The sequence below is a fragment of the Sedimentibacter sp. genome, from assembly GCF_038562225.1.
GTDB lineage: Bacteria > Bacillota > Clostridia > Tissierellales > Sedimentibacteraceae > Sedimentibacter.
The window spans coordinates 93,772-114,451 of the sequence record NZ_JBCFAS010000005.1 but is presented as its reverse complement, the minus strand read 5'-3'; the positions used below and the strand labels follow the sequence as shown (position 1 = coordinate 114,451).

At 40.9% G+C, this 20,680-nt stretch carries 12 protein-coding genes and 1 riboswitch; of the genes, 11 read left to right on the top strand and 1 reads right to left on the bottom strand.

The genetic code is table 11. From position 1 onward, the window contains the following. From AAGU76_RS17060 to AAGU76_RS17020, 9 genes are all read left to right on the top strand, one after another. Window positions 1-1,621 (top strand): S-layer homology domain-containing protein (locus tag AAGU76_RS17060; protein ID WP_342486732.1); only part of this gene is annotated, 1,621 nt, incomplete at its 5' end. 188 nt (window positions 1,622-1,809) lie between these two features. Next, window positions 1,810-3,255, top strand: coding sequence for a diguanylate cyclase (locus AAGU76_RS17055; protein WP_342486731.1), 1,446 nt, complete (start codon window positions 1,810-1,812; stop codon window positions 3,253-3,255). Window positions 3,256-3,295: 40 nt separating this feature from the next. After that, a riboswitch (cyclic di-GMP riboswitch) is annotated at window positions 3,296-3,383 on the top strand. Window positions 3,384-3,611: 228 nt separating this feature from the next. Continuing rightward, a complete protein-coding gene (locus tag AAGU76_RS17050) occupies window positions 3,612-7,607 on the top strand; it encodes an S-layer homology domain-containing protein (protein ID WP_342486730.1) in 3,996 nt (1,331 codons plus the stop codon). 239 nt (window positions 7,608-7,846) lie between these two features. Continuing rightward, complete coding sequence (locus AAGU76_RS17045) at window positions 7,847-10,399, top strand: FAD-dependent oxidoreductase (RefSeq protein ID WP_342486729.1); 2,553 nt, start codon at window positions 7,847-7,849, stop codon at window positions 10,397-10,399. A 195-nt stretch (window positions 10,400-10,594) separates the two neighbouring features. Next, window positions 10,595-11,488: a sigma-E processing peptidase SpoIIGA gene (locus AAGU76_RS17040; protein WP_342486728.1), complete on the top strand. Its 894-nt coding sequence runs from the start codon at window positions 10,595-10,597 to the stop codon at window positions 11,486-11,488. Next, window positions 11,466-12,188 (top strand): RNA polymerase sporulation sigma factor SigE, encoded by a 723-nt coding sequence (sigE, locus tag AAGU76_RS17035; protein ID WP_342486727.1) that lies wholly within the window; start codon window positions 11,466-11,468, stop codon window positions 12,186-12,188. The genes AAGU76_RS17040 and sigE overlap by 23 nt, the downstream gene beginning before the upstream one ends. Before the next feature lie 61 nt (window positions 12,189-12,249). Further along, window positions 12,250-13,023: an RNA polymerase sporulation sigma factor SigG gene (sigG, locus tag AAGU76_RS17030; protein ID WP_342486726.1), complete on the top strand. Its 774-nt coding sequence runs from the start codon at window positions 12,250-12,252 to the stop codon at window positions 13,021-13,023. A gap of 199 nt (window positions 13,024-13,222) precedes the next feature. Next, complete coding sequence (locus AAGU76_RS17025) at window positions 13,223-13,495, top strand: YlmC/YmxH family sporulation protein (RefSeq protein ID WP_342486725.1); 273 nt, start codon at window positions 13,223-13,225, stop codon at window positions 13,493-13,495. Window positions 13,496-13,694: 199 nt separating this feature from the next. After that, on the top strand, window positions 13,695-16,877 hold the full coding sequence (locus AAGU76_RS17020) for a stalk domain-containing protein (RefSeq protein WP_342486724.1): 3,183 nt from the start codon (window positions 13,695-13,697) through the stop codon (window positions 16,875-16,877). A 41-nt stretch (window positions 16,878-16,918) separates the two neighbouring features. On the opposite strand, the gene AAGU76_RS17015 is transcribed toward AAGU76_RS17020, so the two are convergent. Continuing rightward, entirely contained in the window at window positions 16,919-18,076 is a 1,158-nt protein-coding gene (locus tag AAGU76_RS17015; RefSeq protein WP_342486723.1) for a 1-deoxy-D-xylulose-5-phosphate reductoisomerase, read from the bottom strand. Window positions 18,077-18,280: 204 nt separating this feature from the next. On the opposite strand from AAGU76_RS17015, the gene thrC reads away from it, so the two are divergent. Further along, the gene (gene thrC, locus AAGU76_RS17010) at window positions 18,281-19,768 is read left to right on the top strand and encodes a threonine synthase (RefSeq protein ID WP_342486722.1); all 1,488 of its coding nucleotides are present in this window, start codon (window positions 18,281-18,283) and stop codon (window positions 19,766-19,768) included. A gap of 9 nt (window positions 19,769-19,777) precedes the next feature. After that, window positions 19,778-20,659 carry a homoserine kinase gene (gene thrB, locus AAGU76_RS17005; protein WP_342486721.1) on the top strand — a complete coding sequence of 294 codons (882 nt, stop codon included), beginning with the start codon at window positions 19,778-19,780 and terminating at the stop codon, window positions 20,657-20,659. The last annotated feature ends 21 nt before the right edge of the window (window positions 20,660-20,680 follow it).

Sequence of the window (20,680 nt, the reverse complement as noted above, 5' to 3'; positions counted from 1 at the left end):
AACCGAGGACACAGCGCTTACAACAACGGTATCGACACCATACGATGCTGCAGTAAGCAAGAGCAAGGTTGATAAGACGGGCTTCACATTCTCGGGAATAACTACGGATGTTGATTTGACAGACGAAGATACAACAACACTTGGAACCATAACCGGAAAGATGCCGGACGAACATGTGATTATCACCTTCACATACACAAGGAACAGCAACAACCTGACGGTGAAACATGTGTATGACGGAACCGAGGATACATCGCTTACGACGACAGTATCGACACCATACGAAGCTGCAGTAAGCAAGAGCAAGGTTGACAAGACGGGCTTCACGTTCTCGGGAATAACTACGGATGTTGATTTGACAGACGAAGATACAACAACACATGGAACCATAACCGGAAAGATGCCGGACGAACATGTGACAATAACCTTCACATACACAAGGAACAGCAAAAACCTGACGGTGAAACACGTATATGACGGAACCGAGGATACATCGCTTACAACAACGGTATCGACACCATACGATGCTGCAGTAAGCAAGAGCAAGGTTGATAAGACGGGCTTCACGTACTCGGGAATAACAACAGAACCGGATCTGCTGAATGAAAACATAACAGCAGGAACAGTTACAGGCAAAATGCCGGATGGATCAGTGACAATAACATTCACATATACATTGAATCCATACTATGTATACTACAATTCAAACTATGGTACTCCATCGGTAATATCCGATGAGCTTAATCCATATGAATATGGTGAAAAAGTTACAGTCTTGGCAAACATGTTTACGCGGTCAGGATACAGCTTCACCGGTTGGAACACTCAGTCAGACGGTAAGGGAATTTCATACACAGCCGGAAAAGAATTCTTTATAGAAGGCAGCGACGTGACGCTTTATGCACAGTGGAACAGGAGATCCAATCCTCCGGTAATAATTGTTGACACTGATCCGCCGTTGGCAACATTGGAAAAATTTGATCACTTTGCGTACATTATTGGTTATCCTGAAGGAGACGTAAGGCCTCTCAACAACATAACCAGGGAAGAAGTGGCAATGATTTTCTACAGATTACTGACGGATGAAAGCAGAAACAAATTGTTGAGTGACACGAATCCGTTTACTGATTTACAAGGGCATGGATGGTCCAACCGTGCGATTTCAACGCTGTACAATGCCGGTGTTCTGAAAGGCTATCCGGATGGAACGTTCAGACCGTCCGAACCTATAACAAGAGCAGAATTTGCGACCATTTCTGCCAAGTTCGATAATCTGGAAATGGGCAGTACAAGTAAATTTACGGACATATTCGGCCACTGGGCTGAAGTGTATATTTCTTCTTCTGAAACAAAGGGATGGATCAAAGGATATCCGGATATGACATTCAGACCCGAGCAGGATATCACGAGGGCTGAATCCATGACACTCATCAATAACGTCCTTGAAAGATCAGTTCCGAAAGAGAATATACACCCGGATGCAGTTTTCTGGCCGGATAATCCAAGTGATGCATGGTACTTCGAAGTTGTTATGGAAGCAACAAACAGCCACAATTACATTTATGAGGACGACAAAGACGAACTCTGGACAGATATGAAAGCCAATAAAGTATGGCCGTAATAGGTAATTAACCGGAAGCAACCATTGAATGGTTGCTTCTTTTCGTTATTGAATGAGAAAAAGTGAAATCAATTTGTAATTGAATTGTAATTGAAATCAAATTGTCAAATAATAAAAATGTAATTCATGAGATATATAATTATATTAAGCAAATTAGCTAGTCATATTTCCTGAAATGGGGTGAAGCAATGGAATACCCTTCTAAAAATGATTTCTATCTTAAATTTAAGGCAGTGTACAATAAAAGCGGCAATTTTATAGATTATGTACTGGTTTATATTAGTGAAACCTTCTATAAGGCTGCCGGGATAAATCCTGAAAACATCAAAGGGAAAAAGTTCTCGGAAATCGTCATCGACTATTCTGATAAATTAGGATTCAAGGACCTGTATTTCAACGTGATTCCAAAAACCAGACTGAAGTTTGAAATGTACATCAGGGAAATGGAAAGATGGTACCTGATCAGTGTATTTACCGACAAAAGCACCCAGGAAGACCTGATGACAATATATTATGTTGATGTTACACATATTAAACAAGGGGTGCCGTATCCTTACAGCCAGTCTGAAGATGAACAAGGCAACATTTATTTCCTGAAAGACAGAGAAAAGTTGTATTACAAGGACAGATTAACCGGACTGTACAACAAGAATTTCTTTGAGGAAGAGATGTCCAGACTTGATACTAAAAGGCAGCTCCCAATCAGCCTTATAATGGGAGATATTAACGGATTAAAACTTATCAATGATGCATTTGGACACGGCATGGGCGATGAGGCCCTGAAAAAAGCATCTGAAATCATGAAAAGTTCTTTCAGGGATGAAGATATAATAAGCAGGGTCGGCGGAGACGAATTTGTAGTGCTGCTGCCTAAAACCACAGCAGAGACCGCAACGGAAATTGTTGAGAGGGTCAAGGCAAAATGTGAGACCAACACATTGGATTATGTAAAAATAAGTATCAGCTTCGGAGTTGCCACAAAGGAAACTGAAGATGAAGATTTAAACAAAATCATGAAGAAAGCCGAAGACAGGATGTATTTCAAAAAGCTCAAGGAAAGCAAGGAAGCAAAGCTATCCATGATAAAATTCCTAAAGAGCAGGCTGGAGAAAATTACATATGAAACGAAATCCCACTACGAGAGGCTTAAAAATCTGACAATGATCATGGCTGATGCAATGGAACTGTCAAGGGAAGAGAAGGAAGAATTAAGACTTTTGTGTGAATTTCACGACATAGGTAAAATAGGAGTATCAAGAAATATACTTCAAAAGGAAGGGTCACTGGACAGCGAGGAATGGGAAACCGTAAAGAGGCACAGCGAGATAGGATATTATATAGCGAGAGAATTCAGAGATGCTTCTCCAATTGACGAATTGATTTTGATTCATCATGAACGATGGGACGGAAAGGGATATCCCGGTCTCTTTAAAAATGAAGAAATTCCTGTAGTCGCAAGAATTTTCGCAATCGCGGATGCTTACGATGTAATGGTCAATGACAGACCATACAAAACAAGAATGTCAAACAGTGAAGCCCTTCGGGAAATCAGCGAGAAGGCCGGCAGCCAATTTGACCCTAAGATTGCCGAATTGTTTGTGAATATCATGGAAAATGAAGAACAAATTGTATAATAATGATTACATTTATACATAATATGGTAAATATGTAAAATTGAATATTTGGCAAACCTGCTGAAAGGCAGGGACGCAAAGCTTTGAAGTCTAAAGTATGAAAGTACTATGACCGTTCAGCTGCAAAATAATCTGAAGATATTATTTTGCAGCTTTTTGTTTCTTACAGCAAATTTAAAATTGCTATGAAACTTAATCAGTTAGTTGCAACTACCTTTACAGGGGGGCTAGTTGTTGCTATATATCAATTGTTAATAGACATGTAGAAAGGGGGTGCAAATGTTGAAATGCTTATTAAAGATTGGATTTACAAGAGAAGGTTAGAAAAACAATTATTGAAGAAAGGAGGAAATTTTATGAACAAAAATGTGTTTAAAAAAGTTGTTTGTTTAGTGATTGCTTTAATGATGATGATGCCGGCATTACCGAGTAGTATTGTCAGTGCTTCAACTGTAACGTATACAGATGCACAAGTAAGTGAATTGTTCGATGGAAATGACTTCACGCAAACTATAAGTTCAACTAATGAACATTCAAAAGTTGCAGCATTTTGGTATGATAATTCATCACCTAAAAATCTTTATGTTGCTTTTACAGCCCATGATACAAAAACAGTTCAATTCATTGAATTTGATGGGGTTAGAATAACTGCGGAGGTTAAGAGCGAACATCCTGATGATGAAACATTGGTTGTTAAAGGTACCACATTTTTAGTTAGTGATTATATAACAAAAAATGCAAGTCAACATCACTGGGTTATAGTTAATTTAGGAAACAGAACTTTACCGGCAGATGGGAACTTCACCATCGGAGCAGATCTCGGAGCTGGCGGACATAGCTTTACAGGTACAAGTGCTACAATAATTGTATTGTACTATACGGTAACATACCAGCCTGGAGACCATGGAACATTTGCAGAACAATCAACTCCGAATTTGACATACGGAGACGCTACACCGGCAGCACCGGATGCAGAAAACAATCATGAAAGCGGCTGGACATTTGCAGGCTGGAGCCCGGCAGTAGCGGCAACAGTAACAGGCAATGCAACGTATGTGGCAACATGGACGCAGGATGGGTACACAGTAACATACCAGCCTGGAGACCATGGAACATTTGCAGAACAATCAACTCCGAATTTGACATACGGAGACGCTACACCGGCAGCACCGGATGCAGAAAACAATCATGACAATGGCTGGACATTTGCAGGCTGGAGCCCGGCAGTAGCAGCAACAGTAACAGGAAATGCAACATATGTGGCAACATGGACGCAGGATAAGTACACGGTAACATACCAGCCTGGAGACCATGGAACATTTGCAGAACAATCAACTCCGAATTTGATATACGGAGATGCTACACCGACAGCACCGGATGCAGAAAACAATCATGAAAGCGGCTGGACATTTGCAGGCTGGAGCCCGGCAGTAGCGGCAACAGTAACAGGTAATGCAACGTATGTGGCAACATGGACGCAGGATGGGTACACAGTAACATACCAGCCTGGAGACCATGGAACATTTGCAGAACAATCAACTCCGAATTTGACATACGGAGACGTTACACCGGCAGCACCGGATGCAGAAAACAATCATGACAATGGCTGGACATTTGCAGGCTGGAGCCCGGCAGTAGCAGCAACAGTAACAGGAAATGCAACATATGTGGCAACATGGACACAGGATAAGTACACGGTAACATACCAGTCTGGAGACCATGGAACATTTGCAGAACAATCAACTCCGAATTTGACATACGGAGACGTTACACCGGCAGCACCGGATGCAGAAAACAATCACGAAAGTGGCTGGACATTCGCAGGCTGGAGCCCGGCAGTAGCAGCAACAGTAACAGAAAATGCAACATATGTGGCAACATGGACGCAGGATAAGTACACAGTAACATACCAGCCTGGAGACCATGGAACATTTGCAGAACAATCAACTCCGAATTTGATATACGGAGACGTTACACCGGCAGCACCGGATGCAGAAAACAATCACGAAAGCGGCTGGACATTTGCAGGCTGGAGCCCGGCAGTAGCAGCAACAGTAACAGGAAATGCAACATATGTGGCAACATGGACACAGGAAGGGTACACAGTAACGTACCAGCCTGGAGACCATGGAACATTTGCAGAACAATCAACTCCGAATTTGACATACGGAGACGTTACACCGGCAGCACCGGATGCAGAAAACAATCATGACAATGGCTGGACATTTGCAGGCTGGAGCCCGGCAGTAGCAGCAACAGTAACAGGAAATGCAACATATGTGGCAACATGGACACAGGATAAGTACACAGTAACATACCAGCCTGGAGACCATGGAACATTTGCAGAACAATCAACTCCGAATTTGACATACGGAGACGTTACACCGGCAGCACCGGATGCAGAAAACAATCACGAAAGCGGCTGGACATTTACAGGCTGGTCACCGGCAGTGGCAGCAACGGTAACAGGCAATGCAACGTATGTGGCACAATACAGTTCAACTGAAATGAAAGTTCCGGTCCACAAGCAATGGATCAGTGATTATGAACAACCGCAGTATATGAGTTTAGTTGCGTCATCCGTTCAAAAGCCAGACAGCATAACTCTACATTTATATGATGGAAATGACGATTTAATTGATTCAATAACAATAGAACCACAGTATATAGAAGGTTGGGAATATTGGGAAGGTGAATTCAGCTTACCTAATAAAGTAAGTGAAGAAGAATTTGAACAATATTATGTTATTGAAGATGAGCTGGATGATTATTTTGCTATAGTCAATAATTGGGGAACAAGCGATGGCTTTGGCGTATATAACATTGAAGCAATTCATGTACCGGTGACCAAGGTTTGGGACGGTCCTACAGGCAAAGAGGTAACAGTTACATTACTTGATGCCAACAAAGAATCAACCGGTTTGACTTTAACATTAAATGCAGAGAACAAATGGACAGATTCTTTCAAATTGCCTAAATATGAAATGAGTGGAGATGGCTACTGGGATTTCAATGTAATTGATTATTCGGAATATACAGTTGCTGAATCCGGCGTGATTGGCTACACTCCAGAAATATCAGGTGATGTTTATGAAGGCTTTGTTGTAACAAACAAAGTAAATGAAGTAGCATACAAAGTTAATTATTTGGATATAGACACCGGTTTATCGGTTGTCCCAAGTGTTGACAAATTTGGAGCATTTGGTGAAGAGGTTACTGAGATAGCTCAGGATGTAGAAAATTACAATATTGTGGGTTCTGCATCGATTACAGTGACATTAAACGAAGATGAGAATGTTATTAACTTCTACTATTCAAAGTATGATGTTATTGAATCAAATCTGCATAAGGTTAACTGGATGTATGAAACAGGTTATAACACATACGCATACAACCAGAGATATTCAAAGAATGGAACAGGCACGCCGGCAGAAAGCGATATTACAAGCTATGTGCAGCTTCACTATGATTCGGGATACACATATGTAAAAAGAGAAATCAGTACAAAAACAGACAAAGAAACTATCATTGTTGAAGTTCCATCAGAATCAGTAACAACAGGGTCAGCAGTAACAGCATCAGCAATCAAGCTGGTAACAACCACTACGGTTAACTTGTACTACGACATGGACAGAGACGATGACGACGATGATGATGACGATGAAGACATTCCAGACAATGACGTTCCGCTGGCAGATCTTGAGAAGCTTGACCACTTTGCGTACGTAATTGGTTATCCTGAGGGAGATATAAGACCTCTGAACAACATAACCAGGGAAGAAGTGGCGATGATATTCTACAGATTGCTGACTGACGAAAGCAGAAACAGCCTGCTGAGTGATTACAATCCGTTTACGGATTTGGAAAACCATGGATGGTCAAATCGTGCAATATCAACATTGTACAATGCAGGCATTATCAAAGGCTATCCTGACGGAACATTCAGACCGTCGGATCCTATTTCAAGGGCAGAATTTGCTACCATAGCAGCTAAGTTTGATAAACTGGAGCTTAACAATACCAGCAAGTTCACGGATATTTTCGGCCACTGGGCTGAGAAGTATATTACATCTTCCGAAAACAAGGGATGGATCAAGGGTTATCCTGATTTAACCTTCAAACCTGAGCAGGACATTACAAGAGCAGAAGCTATGACTTTGATCAACAATGTACTGGGTAGGGTAGTACCGGAAGAAAATATACATCCGGATTCAATGTTCTGGCCGGATATAAAAAGCAGCGACTGGTACTACGAAGCTGTAATGGAAGCAACAAACAGTCACAATTATGTTATCGAAGATGACAAGGACGAACTTTGGACTGGACTTAAACCCAACAAGGTATGGCCGTAAACTTAATAAGATTCAGTGGCGGAGCTTTTGCTCCGCTTCTTTTTTTAGCATTATTTTGTCGTATGAAATGCATTTACAAAAAAATACCATAGAGTTAAAATTATAACAAGCAGAACCGGGCTGAAATTTAATTTTTTGTTTCATTATAACTAATATTTTTAAAGGACTGAGTTTTGGCTGTTGAAAAGCAGGGTATATTTATTACGTTAATCATTCTTAGTTTCACTAAAGGAGGAATCATGAAGTCACTGAAATTAAAGGAAAATATATTTTGGGTAGGAAGCCTTGACCCTGGGCTTGAAGTTTTTGACATAATAATGCGCACCAAGTTCGGAACAACATATAATTCATATGCTGTAAGGGGCAGCGAAAAAATTGCGCTGATTGAAACAGTTAAACTGAAATGCTTTGAGGATTATCTTGAAAAACTGAAGGAGATTGACATTGAACCGTCAAAGGTTGACTATATAATAGTGAACCATACTGAACCGGACCATACGGGTTCTATCGAAAAGCTTATTCACATGAATCCTAACATCCGGATAGTCGGATCAAAGCAGGCAATAGAATTTATGACCCATATCTGCAATGTACAGTTTAAATCAATTGTTGTTAAGGATGGGGATGAATTGTCGCTGGGAGATAGGACATTCAGGTTTATTGATGCCAAATTCCTTCACTGGCCGGACTCAATGTTTTCATATCTTATGGAAGATAAGGTTTTGTTCACCTGCGATGCATTTGGTGCTCATTATTCGCTGGATACAGTGCTTCAGAGCACGTTAACCAATGAAGGCGACTATATGGAAGCATTCAAATATTACTTTGACAACATATTTGGGCCTTTCAAGACGTTCTTTCTGCAGGCTATAAGTAAAATTGAGAACCTTGATATAGATATGGTTTGCACCGGTCATGGCCCTGTTCTTGACCAGGATCCGTGGAAAATAATCAACCTGTCCAAGGAATATTCAACGGAGAAGAAACCTTTTGACGGAAAGCTGGTAGTGATACCGTATGTTTCTGCTTACGGATACACCAGGGAAATGGCTGAAGAAATAGCAAAAGGGATTATGGAATCAGGAATCAAGGTTGAACTTTACGACATGGTTTACGAAGATGAAAAGAAGGTGCTGGAAAGAATATACTGGGCAGACGGTGTTCTGTTCGGTTCGCCTACAATGGTCGGCGAAGCGCTGGAACCAATCTGGAGTCTGCTCATAAAAATGTTTCCTCCCGTTTATAAGGGCAAGCATGCTTCTGCCTTTGGTTCATATGGCTGGAGCGGCGAAGCTGTACCAAACCTTATGCAAAGAATAAAACAAATAAGGCTCAAGCCCTTTGGCGAAGGCTTGAAAATAAGATTCAAACCATCGGAAGAGCAGCTGAAGACAGCTTACGAATTCGGGATTGAATTCGGTTATACAGTGGAGCCTGGCGCAAGAAAAGAAGCTGTTACTGCCGGCGATAATAAAACCTTCAGATGGAAATGCACTGTGTGCGGCGAGATCGTTGAAGGTGCAAATCCGCCGGAAAGATGCCCTGTTTGCGGCGTGGGGCCGGAATACTTTGTCATGCTTGAGGATGAGGGAGACGGTGAAGTTTCAAACGTTAAAGAAAAAATAGTTATAATAGGCGCCAGCGGTGCAGGCATGGGAGCTGCTGTTGAAATAAGAAAAAGAAACCAGGCAAGCGACATTACCATAATCTCCAAGGAAGACGTGATGGGATACTACAGACCGCAGCTTTCCAAGATGCTCAGCAACGACAGCATTACAATCGAATCCATGACCATAAAGGATGAAAAGTGGATGAAGGAAAACAATGTGAACCTCCTTCTGAACAAGGTCGTTTCATCCATAGATGCTGCAGGCAGGAAGGTTGTTCTTGAAAGCGGAGAGGAAATTGAATACACGAAGCTTATAATTGCATCGGGAGCTGAAGTGTTTGTTCCTCCATTCCCAGGCAGGGAAAAGGAAGGTGTATTTACCTTAAGATATGCAAAGGACGGTAAGGCAATAAAGGAATATGCCAAGGGCAAGACGACAGCCGCTGTCATAGGAGGAGGCGTTCTTGGGCTTGAGGCAGCCAACGAGCTTGCGAACCTGGGGCTGAAAGTTACGGTAATAGAAATGGTAGACAGAATTTTGCCCAGACAGCTTGACAAGGACGCTTCGGCGGTTCTGGAACAAATAGTCCATAATGCAGGAATCATATTCAAAAAAGGAGTAGGTACTAAAGAGATTCTGGGTGATAGAAGTGTGACCGGCATACTTCTTGATAACGGTGATATCGTTGACGCAGACGTCATAGTTTTATCCACAGGCGTAAAGGCAAACACAAAGATGGCAGAAGGTACCGGAGTTGAAATAAAAAGAGCCATTGTTGTAGACAGCAGGATGGAAACTTCCGTTAAGGATATTTTTGCTTGCGGGGACTGTGCAGAATACAACGGAATCAACTATGCTCTTTGGAGCGAAGCCATAGAACAGGGCAAGACAGCAGGCATTAATGTCATAGGAGGAAATCACCGGTACGAGACCATCATTCCTTCCACCACATTGAATGCATTCGGGTCCAGTGTGTTCTCCATAGGCGACGTAGGGTCAGACCCCAACACCGAGTATGAAACATTCAAGAAGACTGACATCAATGGATATAAGAAACTGTACTTCAAGGGAGGCATACTGACAGGTGGAATCCTGATAGGTGATACTTCTCAGACTGTTGATCTGGTTCAGGGATTTGAAAACAAGAAAGACATGGAACAGATGGTTGCGAAGTTTAAATAGCAGTGTGATTACGTCACTCATATACGGTAATTATACTCGTTATTCCTAGTACGCGGTTTTTACCGCGTATTTTTTTATTTTTTTGATTACATGAAATGACAAAATATTTTATATGAGTAAATTATAATGAATAATGTGATTTCGCAAATATTACGGCTGTGCTTGTTTGAAATATATTCATTTAGCGGGGTTGAGATGGTTTATTATGTTGAATATGTCTTCGCTGAAAATTTCCTGATAGATTTTATTTTGCTCTTTCTGACAGGCAGGCTCTTGAAAAAAATTATCATATACAGGAGGTTGATTGCTTCTTCTGCCATCGGCGCCGTATATGTCATATTGACGGCTTACATGGGCAGGGAATTCATGACATACTTCATTGTCAAGTTCAGCGTTTCGGTTTTGATGGTGATGATTGCCTACGATACCAAAGGCATTGTTGCAAATGTGAGGTTGATACTTGCATTTTACATCACATCTCTTCTGATGGTTGGAATAATAACGGCCCTGTACTACTTGGATTATGACAGACTGACTGTTAATGCAATTGTATTATCCTTCTTTGCAGGATATGCAGCATTGCATTTCTTTTTTAAAGAGATAAAAGCCAGGCTTGAAAAACATGACTACATGCGAAGCATCAACTTATCCGCCAATAACAGGACGAAGAATCTGCGGGGTTACATTGATACGGGAAACGAGCTGACAGATCCTGTTACTGGAAAACCTGTTATTGTAGTAGGCATTGAAAGCATAAAGACCATTCTGGGCGATGAACTGTATGAAGAAATACAAAGCTGCTGCAAAGCAAAAACAAACGTATATGATAGTCTGCTGGGAAAAAGACAGGATTTAAACTTAAGGATAATCAGGTACAACACCATCAGCAGCAAGGGCGAGAGCATGATTTGCCTTGTTCCGGACAATATCGAAATATCAAAAGATGAGATTAATGTGATCAAAGCCGATGCCATTATTGGAATTTACCCCGGAAGAATAAGCAAGAAAGATGACTATGATGCGCTGCTGTTTAATAAATTGCTGGAATGGGAGAGGGAATTGAATAATGAGTATGTTAAATCGTGTTAAGGATTTTTTACATAGAATATTTAGCCTTGTACTAGATAAGCTGGGTTTTATACAGGACATCTTTTACATAGGAGGAAGCGACACTCTGCCTGCGCCCTTGTCCCAGGATGAAGAAAGGGAAATAATAAACAGGCTTAAGGATTCAGAAGAAGCAAAGTCGCTGCTTATTGAACACAATTTGAGACTTGTGGTGTACCTGGCCAAAAAGTTCGAGTCAACCGGAATAAATGTGGAGGACTTGATTTCCATAGGAACAATCGGGCTTATAAAGGCTGTGAACACATTCAAAGCAGAAAAGAACATCAAGCTTGCCACATACGCTTCAAAGTGCATTGAAAATGAGATTCTCATGCATCTGCGGCGGGTGGGTAAGGCCAAGACGGAAATATCTCTGGATGAACCCCTGAACATTGACTGGGACGGGAACGAACTTTTGCTTTCGGATATTCTGGGAACCGAAGACGACACTGTGTTCAGGGACATGGAAACAGAAGTTGATTTGACCCTCTTGAATGAATCCATCAAGAAGCTTAACAAACGGGAATACACCATAATGAAACTGAGGTTCGGCCTTAACAATTCAAGAAGCTTCACACAGAAAGAAGTGGCCGACATGCTTGGAATTTCGCAATCTTATATATCACGCCTTGAAAAAAAGATACTCAACAGGCTTAAAAAGGAAATCAACAAGGCAGTATAAAAAGCATATGCAGGGAAATAATTTTAAAGGGGGATAAAACTTTATAAGGGGAAAAACGACGATGATAAACAAAGTAGTTATATGTGGCGTTAATACTTCTCAATTGCCTACAATAAAGACTTCAGAGATGAGAGGTATGTTAAAGAAAATCCAAGAAGGCGACAATGAGCTAAGAGATCAGTTTATTAATGGCAATTTAAGACTTGTGCTGAGCGTGATTCAAAGATTTAATTCCAAAAACGAGCCTGTTGATGATTTGTTTCAAATCGGATGCGTTGGTCTTATAAAAGCAATTGATAATTTTGATTTGTCTCTTGACGTAAAATTTTCTACATATGCGGTGCCGATGATTATTGGAGAAATAAGAAGGTACTTAAGAGACAACAATTCCATAAGGGTATCAAGGTCTATGAAGGACATTGCATACAAGGCGCTGCAGGTAAGGGAGAGGCTTACGGCAAGCAATTCCCAGGAGCCTACCATTGCTGAGATTGCAAAGGAAATCGGAGTTGACAAGGAAGAAATCATATTTGCTTTGGAATCCATACAAGAACCAGTATCGTTGTTTGAACCAATCTACAATGATGGGGGAGATGCTCTTTACGTTGTAGATCAAGTGAAGGATGAAAAGAACATCGATGAAAGATGGATTGAGAAAATAACATTGGAAGACAGCATAAACAACCTGTCAGACAGGGAAAGGCAGATAGTCGACATGCGCTTTTACAAAGGAAAAACCCAGATGGAGGTTGCCGATGAAATAGGAATATCACAGGCGCAGGTATCCAGATTGGAAAAATCGGCACTGAACCAGCTGAAAAAAGGATTCAGGTAAGTTCAATTAAGAATTAAGAATTAAAAATTAAGAATTGATGTGGGAACGCGTATGCGTTCCTTCTTTTAATTCTTCACTCTTCATTCTTCATTCTTAATTATTGACTATTAATTCTGAAATTCTATTGAACGGTGAATTTTTGGAATATTTTATAAAATAAGACATAGCTTGTAATATATGGCTGTGAAGGGGTGAGTTCATGACTAATTATTGGGACATGATTGAAAAGGATGTTATAAACATTAAAAACGGAGAAGTGCTCGGAAGATTTGACGATGTGGAAATAGACACTAAGGCCGGAAAGATATCAGCATTTTACATAGAAGAAGCAAGCCGCTTCATGGGCATGCTTGGGAAATCCAAGGCCCGAAAGATAAAGTGGGAGGAAATACTCAAAATAGGCATGGATGTGATAATAGTCAATGTTGACGATGAAATCAACAACAGCAGAATAAAAGACATGCTGGAATAACAAATACAAACAGACCTCACTAGAACTAGTTAGGTCTGTTTTTGTGTCTTCGTTAGACTTAATGAATATACTTTTAATGGAGCAGAACATAAAATTATATTGACCCTGAAGCTCGGAGGGAGGTATGAGGGTATATAAAAAGTTAATGAAGGTTCAGGAAGTAAATTTTTTCAAGTTTGAAACAAGGCAAGGGGGTAAAATGAGTAAAAAAACTATTTTTAAAATTGTAACGCTGCTTATTATTCTTTATTCAATAAATGTGTCTCCTGCATATGCATGGAAAGTAAAAACACATGTATACTCTGCAAATTTAATATTGGAGGATGTCAGTGATGGATTTGTTGAAATAAAGCCTTATGGTGAATTTGCAGTGTTGCCTGAATATGCAGAGATACTCAGGCAGTATCCGGAATATTACAGAGCCGGTGCACTTGGACCGGATCTTATGCCGGATATTTTAATCGGTCAGACCATATTTCATCCAGGTAACACCTATCAAACACCGGGAGACATGATCAATACGTTTTGGCACTTGGCTGATGAGTTGCCGGATTATGTTCCATCTCAGATGCAGCAGTCCATGAGCAGCTATATAAGTTCTACCGTTCAAATTGATGTTATTCCGCCAAAAGATGCAAATGATCCAGCAAATGACTTTTTAAGGATGAACAATAAACAACAGGCAAAAGCTTATATACTTGGATTTATGGCTCATGCAGCCGGAGATTATTTCGGACACAGCTACATCAATAAGTGGGCTGAAAAACCGTGGCCAAACGTAACTGATGGAATCAATGCAGAAGAAAAAAATATTATAAAACGCCATTCAGCATTGGAATCATACATTGATTCACAGATTCCTTCAAAGTATAAAACATATCAGTATAATGTAATTAAGGTGCCGCAAAGATTCTTGTTTGATACAATGCTGGTTGACGGAGAATTAAATCTGCAAAATATTGCACTGGACAGCAGGATGGCTCAGTTTTTCGGAGATACTGATTGTGTGCCGCCTCATTTGGAATTGTTCTTCACAATCCGTGATGCATGTGCAAGCAGAATTGAAACAATAAATAACAACAAAAACGGAAATGCATGGGATCAGTTTGTTTGGGGCATTTCTCTGCAGGCTGCTCAAAAATCATATTGTGAAGCATGGATTAAGGATATAGACAGAGGTCTTGGCGCGTGGATAGATGCCAACGAAAAGGCTGCTCAGACAATGGTTATTGATGGAAACAGCATGGAGCAGTACAAGGATGAGCTGAAGAAATGGTATGACGAGCACTTTTTGAGCATGCTTGGTTATCCTGATGTGGCAGTCAGCGTAAAAAATGGCTTAGGCAGTGTTTCTGATTTCATAATGGAAATCGTGCCGGATTCCGTTGAACAGGATTATAAAACCGCAAAGCAGGATGCCATAAACTTTGCTGTTAACAAGGCTTTTAAAATTGACCTCAATGAGTGGATGACTCTTTTAAACCCGCCGCTCAGTTCAATGCAATCAGGGCTTTTTTCATCCGGTTCTTTCGATACGATCAATCAGGAAATGGGGAATTTTAAAACATGTACAAATACCAATGGTCAGGAATTTGCTCCATTCAAGAATACGCTTACGCTAACGAAGCTGACATTGATCGGGGAGCCTGGCATACAGGAATTAAGAAGAGTATCCGGTTCTGGCGGCACACTCAGCTTTCCTCCTTTTAAAAATACCATGACATATTTTATCAGAAATATGGATGTGGGATATGATTGGAATAATGGGTCACCGCTTATGGGTTTCTTCATGTGGGGAAGCAATGAAGACAAGAATAAAATATTGAATTTAATATTTGATTTGGATCCTGATGGTGTAAGGCCGACATTTTCTGATATGACACAGGGACCCATAGAAATAGTTCCGGGACCGCGTGAATATGGTTCAGTTCCTGATATACATGTTAAATATCAAAATGCACCAAATCAGATCAATGCAACCATTGGGTTGTATTCAACACGCAGCTTCAATGAAAATCCTGAACAGTGGAAAAATATCGCAGGTAAAGTAAACGGAGATTTTCTTGTTACAACTCCGGGAAAAGCAGGAACATATCATTTCAGAATCTATGATAACAACAATGTTTTGCTGGCAGTGAGCAATGAAATTGAAGTTGTTGCAGTTGAAGGAGAAAACAGCAGCTCGTCACAAACAACTACGACAACACCACCTGTTGCAAACCCTCAACAGCAATCAGCCGTTGAGAATGGTGCGCTAAGTGGTGCTGGCTTAGATTTGACCTACTACAGAAGCCGGGTAAATGAAACCTTGAATGTAACGGTTACAGGAAGACTTGATGGATCAGTCTGGGGCAACGGCATCTATACGGATGATTCAGATGTTTCCACAGCAGCTGTCCATGCAGGAATAGTAAAGTATGGCGAAACCAGGACAGTGAGAGTGACGATATTGCCCGGACAGCTGAGCTATGAAGGCAGCTGGAGGAACGGAGTACGTGCGGAAGAATATATAGAATTTGATGGCAGCTTTAAGTTTACCGACGTAAGTTTGCCCCTTGCCGAACAAAGTTTAACGGAAGGGATAGGCACAACCACCCTAGAAGAAGACATTTACCTCGTGGAATATCAGGGAAAGCATGGTACAGTAATAAACCTCATAGTAACCGGTGATACGGAAGGTGATGTATGGGGAACCGATATTTATACTGATGATTCAGATATTTCAGCAGCGGCTGTTCATGCAGGAATTTTAAAGGTAGGCGAGACAAAGACAATAAGCATTACAATACTTCCCGGACAAAGTTCATACAGGGGGACCTTAAGAAACGGTGTAGAATCAGGTGATTACGGAGAGTGGGACGGAAGCTTCAAATTTAATGACGTTTTCGTCGTACCAAACCCGACAGATGATTTTAATGAACAGGATGATGTTTTAGAGGATGCTAAAAACAAATATTTTGCTGAAACAAAAGACAGCAGTATTTTTGAAGTTGCTGAAAACAGCTTTATAATACTGCAGATGGATAATCCAAACATGAGCGTCAACGGTGAATGGGAGGAAATTGACCCGGGAAGAGGTACTACCCCGATGATAATATCATCACGTTCAATGGTTCCCATAAGGGCAGTTGTGGAGGCACTTGACGGGACTGTGAGCTGGGAAGGCGGCAGTCAGAAAATCACATTGACTGCGCAGGGGAACACGGTTGTTATGTGGATTGATAAAAATGAAATCCTGGTAAACGGCAGCATATACTATATTGATGTGGCTCCTGCCATAGTCAACGGACGCACGTACGTACCTTTAAGATTTGCAGCTGAAAACCTCAACACAAGGGTTTATTGGATAAATTCAACAAGAGAGGCTGTTATAATCCATTGATTCATATTGAAAATTATGGGGATGACATTCATCCCCATTGTCTAATTGTATTTCAAAATTGACTTTATAGTTTTTACTGCAAACTCTTCGGCTTCTAAAATTGTTTCAAGACAATCTATTTTTTTAGGTATATGCAGCTGCATAACTTTTTCGTTTAAGTTTCCTATTTCCAGGAAGCTAATTTTTTTATTTAAAAACAAATTGACGCAGACTTCGTTTGATGCGTTAAGGACTGCCGGCATTGTTCCTCCGACCTTCAAAGAGTCGAAGGCAAGATAAAGACACTTGAAAACTTCCATGTCCGGTTTTTCAAATGTAAGATTTCCTATTTCAAAGAGTGACAAACTTTTGTAGCTGTTTGGAACCCTGTCCGGGTAAAACAATGCAAACTGTATGGGTACTCTCATATCGGGAAGACCTAGCTGTGCCAATGTAGAATGGTCGCAGAATTCTATGCCGGAATGTATTATACTCTGTGGATGTACAACTACTTCTATCTGCTCCGGTTCAACATCAAAAAGAAATTTTGCTTCGATTACCTCAAGACCCTTGTTCATGAGAGTGGCTGAATCCACGGTGATTTTTCTGCCCATGGACCAGTTGGGGTGCTTAAGTGCATCTTCAACGGTTACATTTTTAAGAAACTCCGTGTTTTTTCCCCTGAACGGTCCTCCTGATGCCGTGAGCACTATTTTGTTTACCGATTTTTTGTGGTTTGCCATGAGGCATTGGAAGATGGCGCTGTGCTCGCTGTCAACAGGAATTATGTCAGCGTTATGTTTTTTTGCCATATCAATTATGTAGCTTCCTCCTGTTACAAGAGTCTCCTTGTTGGCCAGGGCTATTGTCTTTCCTTTTTTTATTGCTGCCAGAGTCGGTTTAAGCCCGATCATTCCTGAAACTGCCGTTACAATTATTTCACTTTTGTCAAACTCTGCAGCCTCAACAAGGCCTTCCATTCCGGCCATAATCTCTGTTTTGATATGGGGGGGAAGCATTTCTTTAAGAAGGGATGCATTTTCCTTGTTCATGACGCAGCAAAGCTCAGGATGAAACTCCAATATCTGATCTCTTAAAAGCTCTATGTTGTTGTTGCCTGTTATGGCCGAAACCTTAATTTTGTCCGAATGTCCCCGAACCACGTCCAGAGTCTGTGTTCCTATGGAACCTGTGGAACCAAGTATGCTGATATATTTCATGGCTGCTCCTTTTATATTAAACTTTCATGTAGCTGATTCATACGGACATTTTACCACAGGTGCTTTCTTTTGCATAGAAAAAATAGGAAATAGCCGCTGATTTAAATATTTTGAGTTACGAATTGTTTTATTAAAAAAAACACTTGTAATAATTCTGAGAACAGTATATCATATAGTATTATATAAAAGACACGGAGGAATTAAATGTTTCAAAGTTATGAAAGTACTAGAAGTTCAAGTCTTCTGACCTCTGCTTCAAAAGCTGTGCTGCAGGGAATCGCAGACGACGGCGGACTTTACGTCATGAGAAATATTCAGGAGAAAAGCATAAAGCTGGAGGAACTTGCAGGGAAAAGCTACATGGGAATGGCAGCTGAAATAATCAGCATGATGCTTGATGATATCCCTAAGGACAAAATCACAGAATGTGTGCACAATGCATATACAGACAAGTTCAGCACCGAAGAAATCACTCCTGTTGTCAAGGTGGGAGACACATACGTAACAGAGCTTTTCCACGGACCCACTTCTGCGTTCAAGGATGTGGCTTTGTCCATACTGCCTCATCTCATGACTGCGTCTTACGAAATGAATGACATTAAAGGCGAGGTAATAATTCTCACTGCAACATCAGGAGATACGGGCAAGGCAGCACTGGAAGGGTTCAAGGATGTTAAGGGAACCAAAATAATCGTATTTTATCCGGACGGAGGAGTCAGCCAGGTTCAAAAGGCGCAGATGGTAACCCAGGAAGGACAAAACACATATGTTTGCGCAATTAAGGGCAATTTTGACGATGCTCAGACAGGTGTAAAGAACATATTTGGAAATGAACAGTTAAAGGACGAGCTAGAAAAGGAAAACAAGATGTTTTCTTCAGCCAACTCCATAAACATAGGTAGACTTGTTCCTCAAATAGTATATTATTATTATTCTTATATGAAGCTGGTCGAAAGTAAAGCCATCAGCCTGCATGACAAGGTGAATTTTGCCGTTCCTACGGGAAATTTCGGAAACATACTTGCAGGCTACTATGCAAAAAATCTTGGACTGCCGGTCAACAAGCTCATATGCGGATCAAACGAGAACAACGTGCTCTATGACTTCATAAGGACAGGAATATATGACAGGAACAGGGATTTTCACAAGACGATTTCTCCTTCCATGGACATTCTGGTTTCAAGCAATCTTGAAAGGCTTTTGTACTATATGAGCGGCAAGGACAACAAAATGGTGAAAAATCTGATGGAAAGTCTTAAAACTTCAGGAAGGTACGAAGTGACAGATTCCATGAAAAAACAAATAGAACAAGAATTTTATGCGGGCTGCGTGTTCAGGGAAGACACTGAAAAAACCATAAAGGAAACATACCAGAAAACGGGATACCTGCTTGACACGCACACTGCTGTTGCATATAAAACATTGGAAGATTACAGAAATGAAACAAAGGATCAGACAGCAAGCATCGTTTTGTCCACCGCAAGTCCGTACAAGTTTTCAAGAAGCGTGTATGAATCTCTCTATGGAGAATCTGAAAGAGATGAATTTGACATAATGAAAGAACTTTCCGAAAAAACAGGTGTGAAAATTCCGGAAAACCTCATGGGACTAGAGGACAAGAAGGTTCTTCACAGTTCGGTTTGCGAAGCGGATATGATGGAAGACTTCGTAAGAAAAATCGCGACGAAATAGGAGACTTATATGGTAAAAGTTAAAGTGCCGGCATCTACGGCGAACATAGGCCCGGGTTTTGACACGCTGGGTCTGGCTCTGGACATGTACAACATGTATTCCTTCGAGGAAACAGACAGCGGACTGAAAATAGAAGGATGCCCCGATGAATTTAATAATGAAGACAATCTGGTTTATAAATCTTTTCAAATAGCTGCCAAGGAAATGGGGAAAAGCATTAAAGGACTTAAAATATCCATGGAAACTGACATTCCTGTTTCAAGAGGTCTCGGAAGCAGCTCAGCATGCATAGTGGGAGGTGTTTTTGGAGCCAATGCTCTTCTTTGCGGAGGGCTATCAAAGGATGAACTGTTCAAAATCGCTGTTAAGATAGAAGGACATCCTGACAACATTGCCCCAGCTGTATATGGAGGACTGACTGCTTCCATAGTGGAAGGAGACACTCCATATTGCATGAAGTACAGCCTTCACGAAAAAATCAAATTCTGCGCACTGATACCTGATTTTGAGACTTCAACATCAGAGGCGAGGAAGCTCCTGCCTGCGGAAGTGTCATACAAGGATGCGGTTTTCAACGTATCAAGAGTTGCTGTTTTATTGAAGGCTCTGGAGGAAGGTGATTTACACATCATCAACGTTGCCTTGAAGGACAGGCTGCATCATCCATACAGGAAGAAACTCATTCATGAATGTGAAGAAGTTAAGAAAATCTGCGTAGAAAACGGGTCCCATGCATTTTTCATCAGCGGCTCGGGTCCCACATTAATGAACATTATTGAAAATCCCGAATTTACAAACATAATAAAAGGAAGTATAATGAAACTAAAACATAGTTGGGTTATCAAATTTTTACAGGCGGATTATTCGGGTGCCACTGTGGAAGTTTTATAGCAGCAAAATATTTTAACGAGG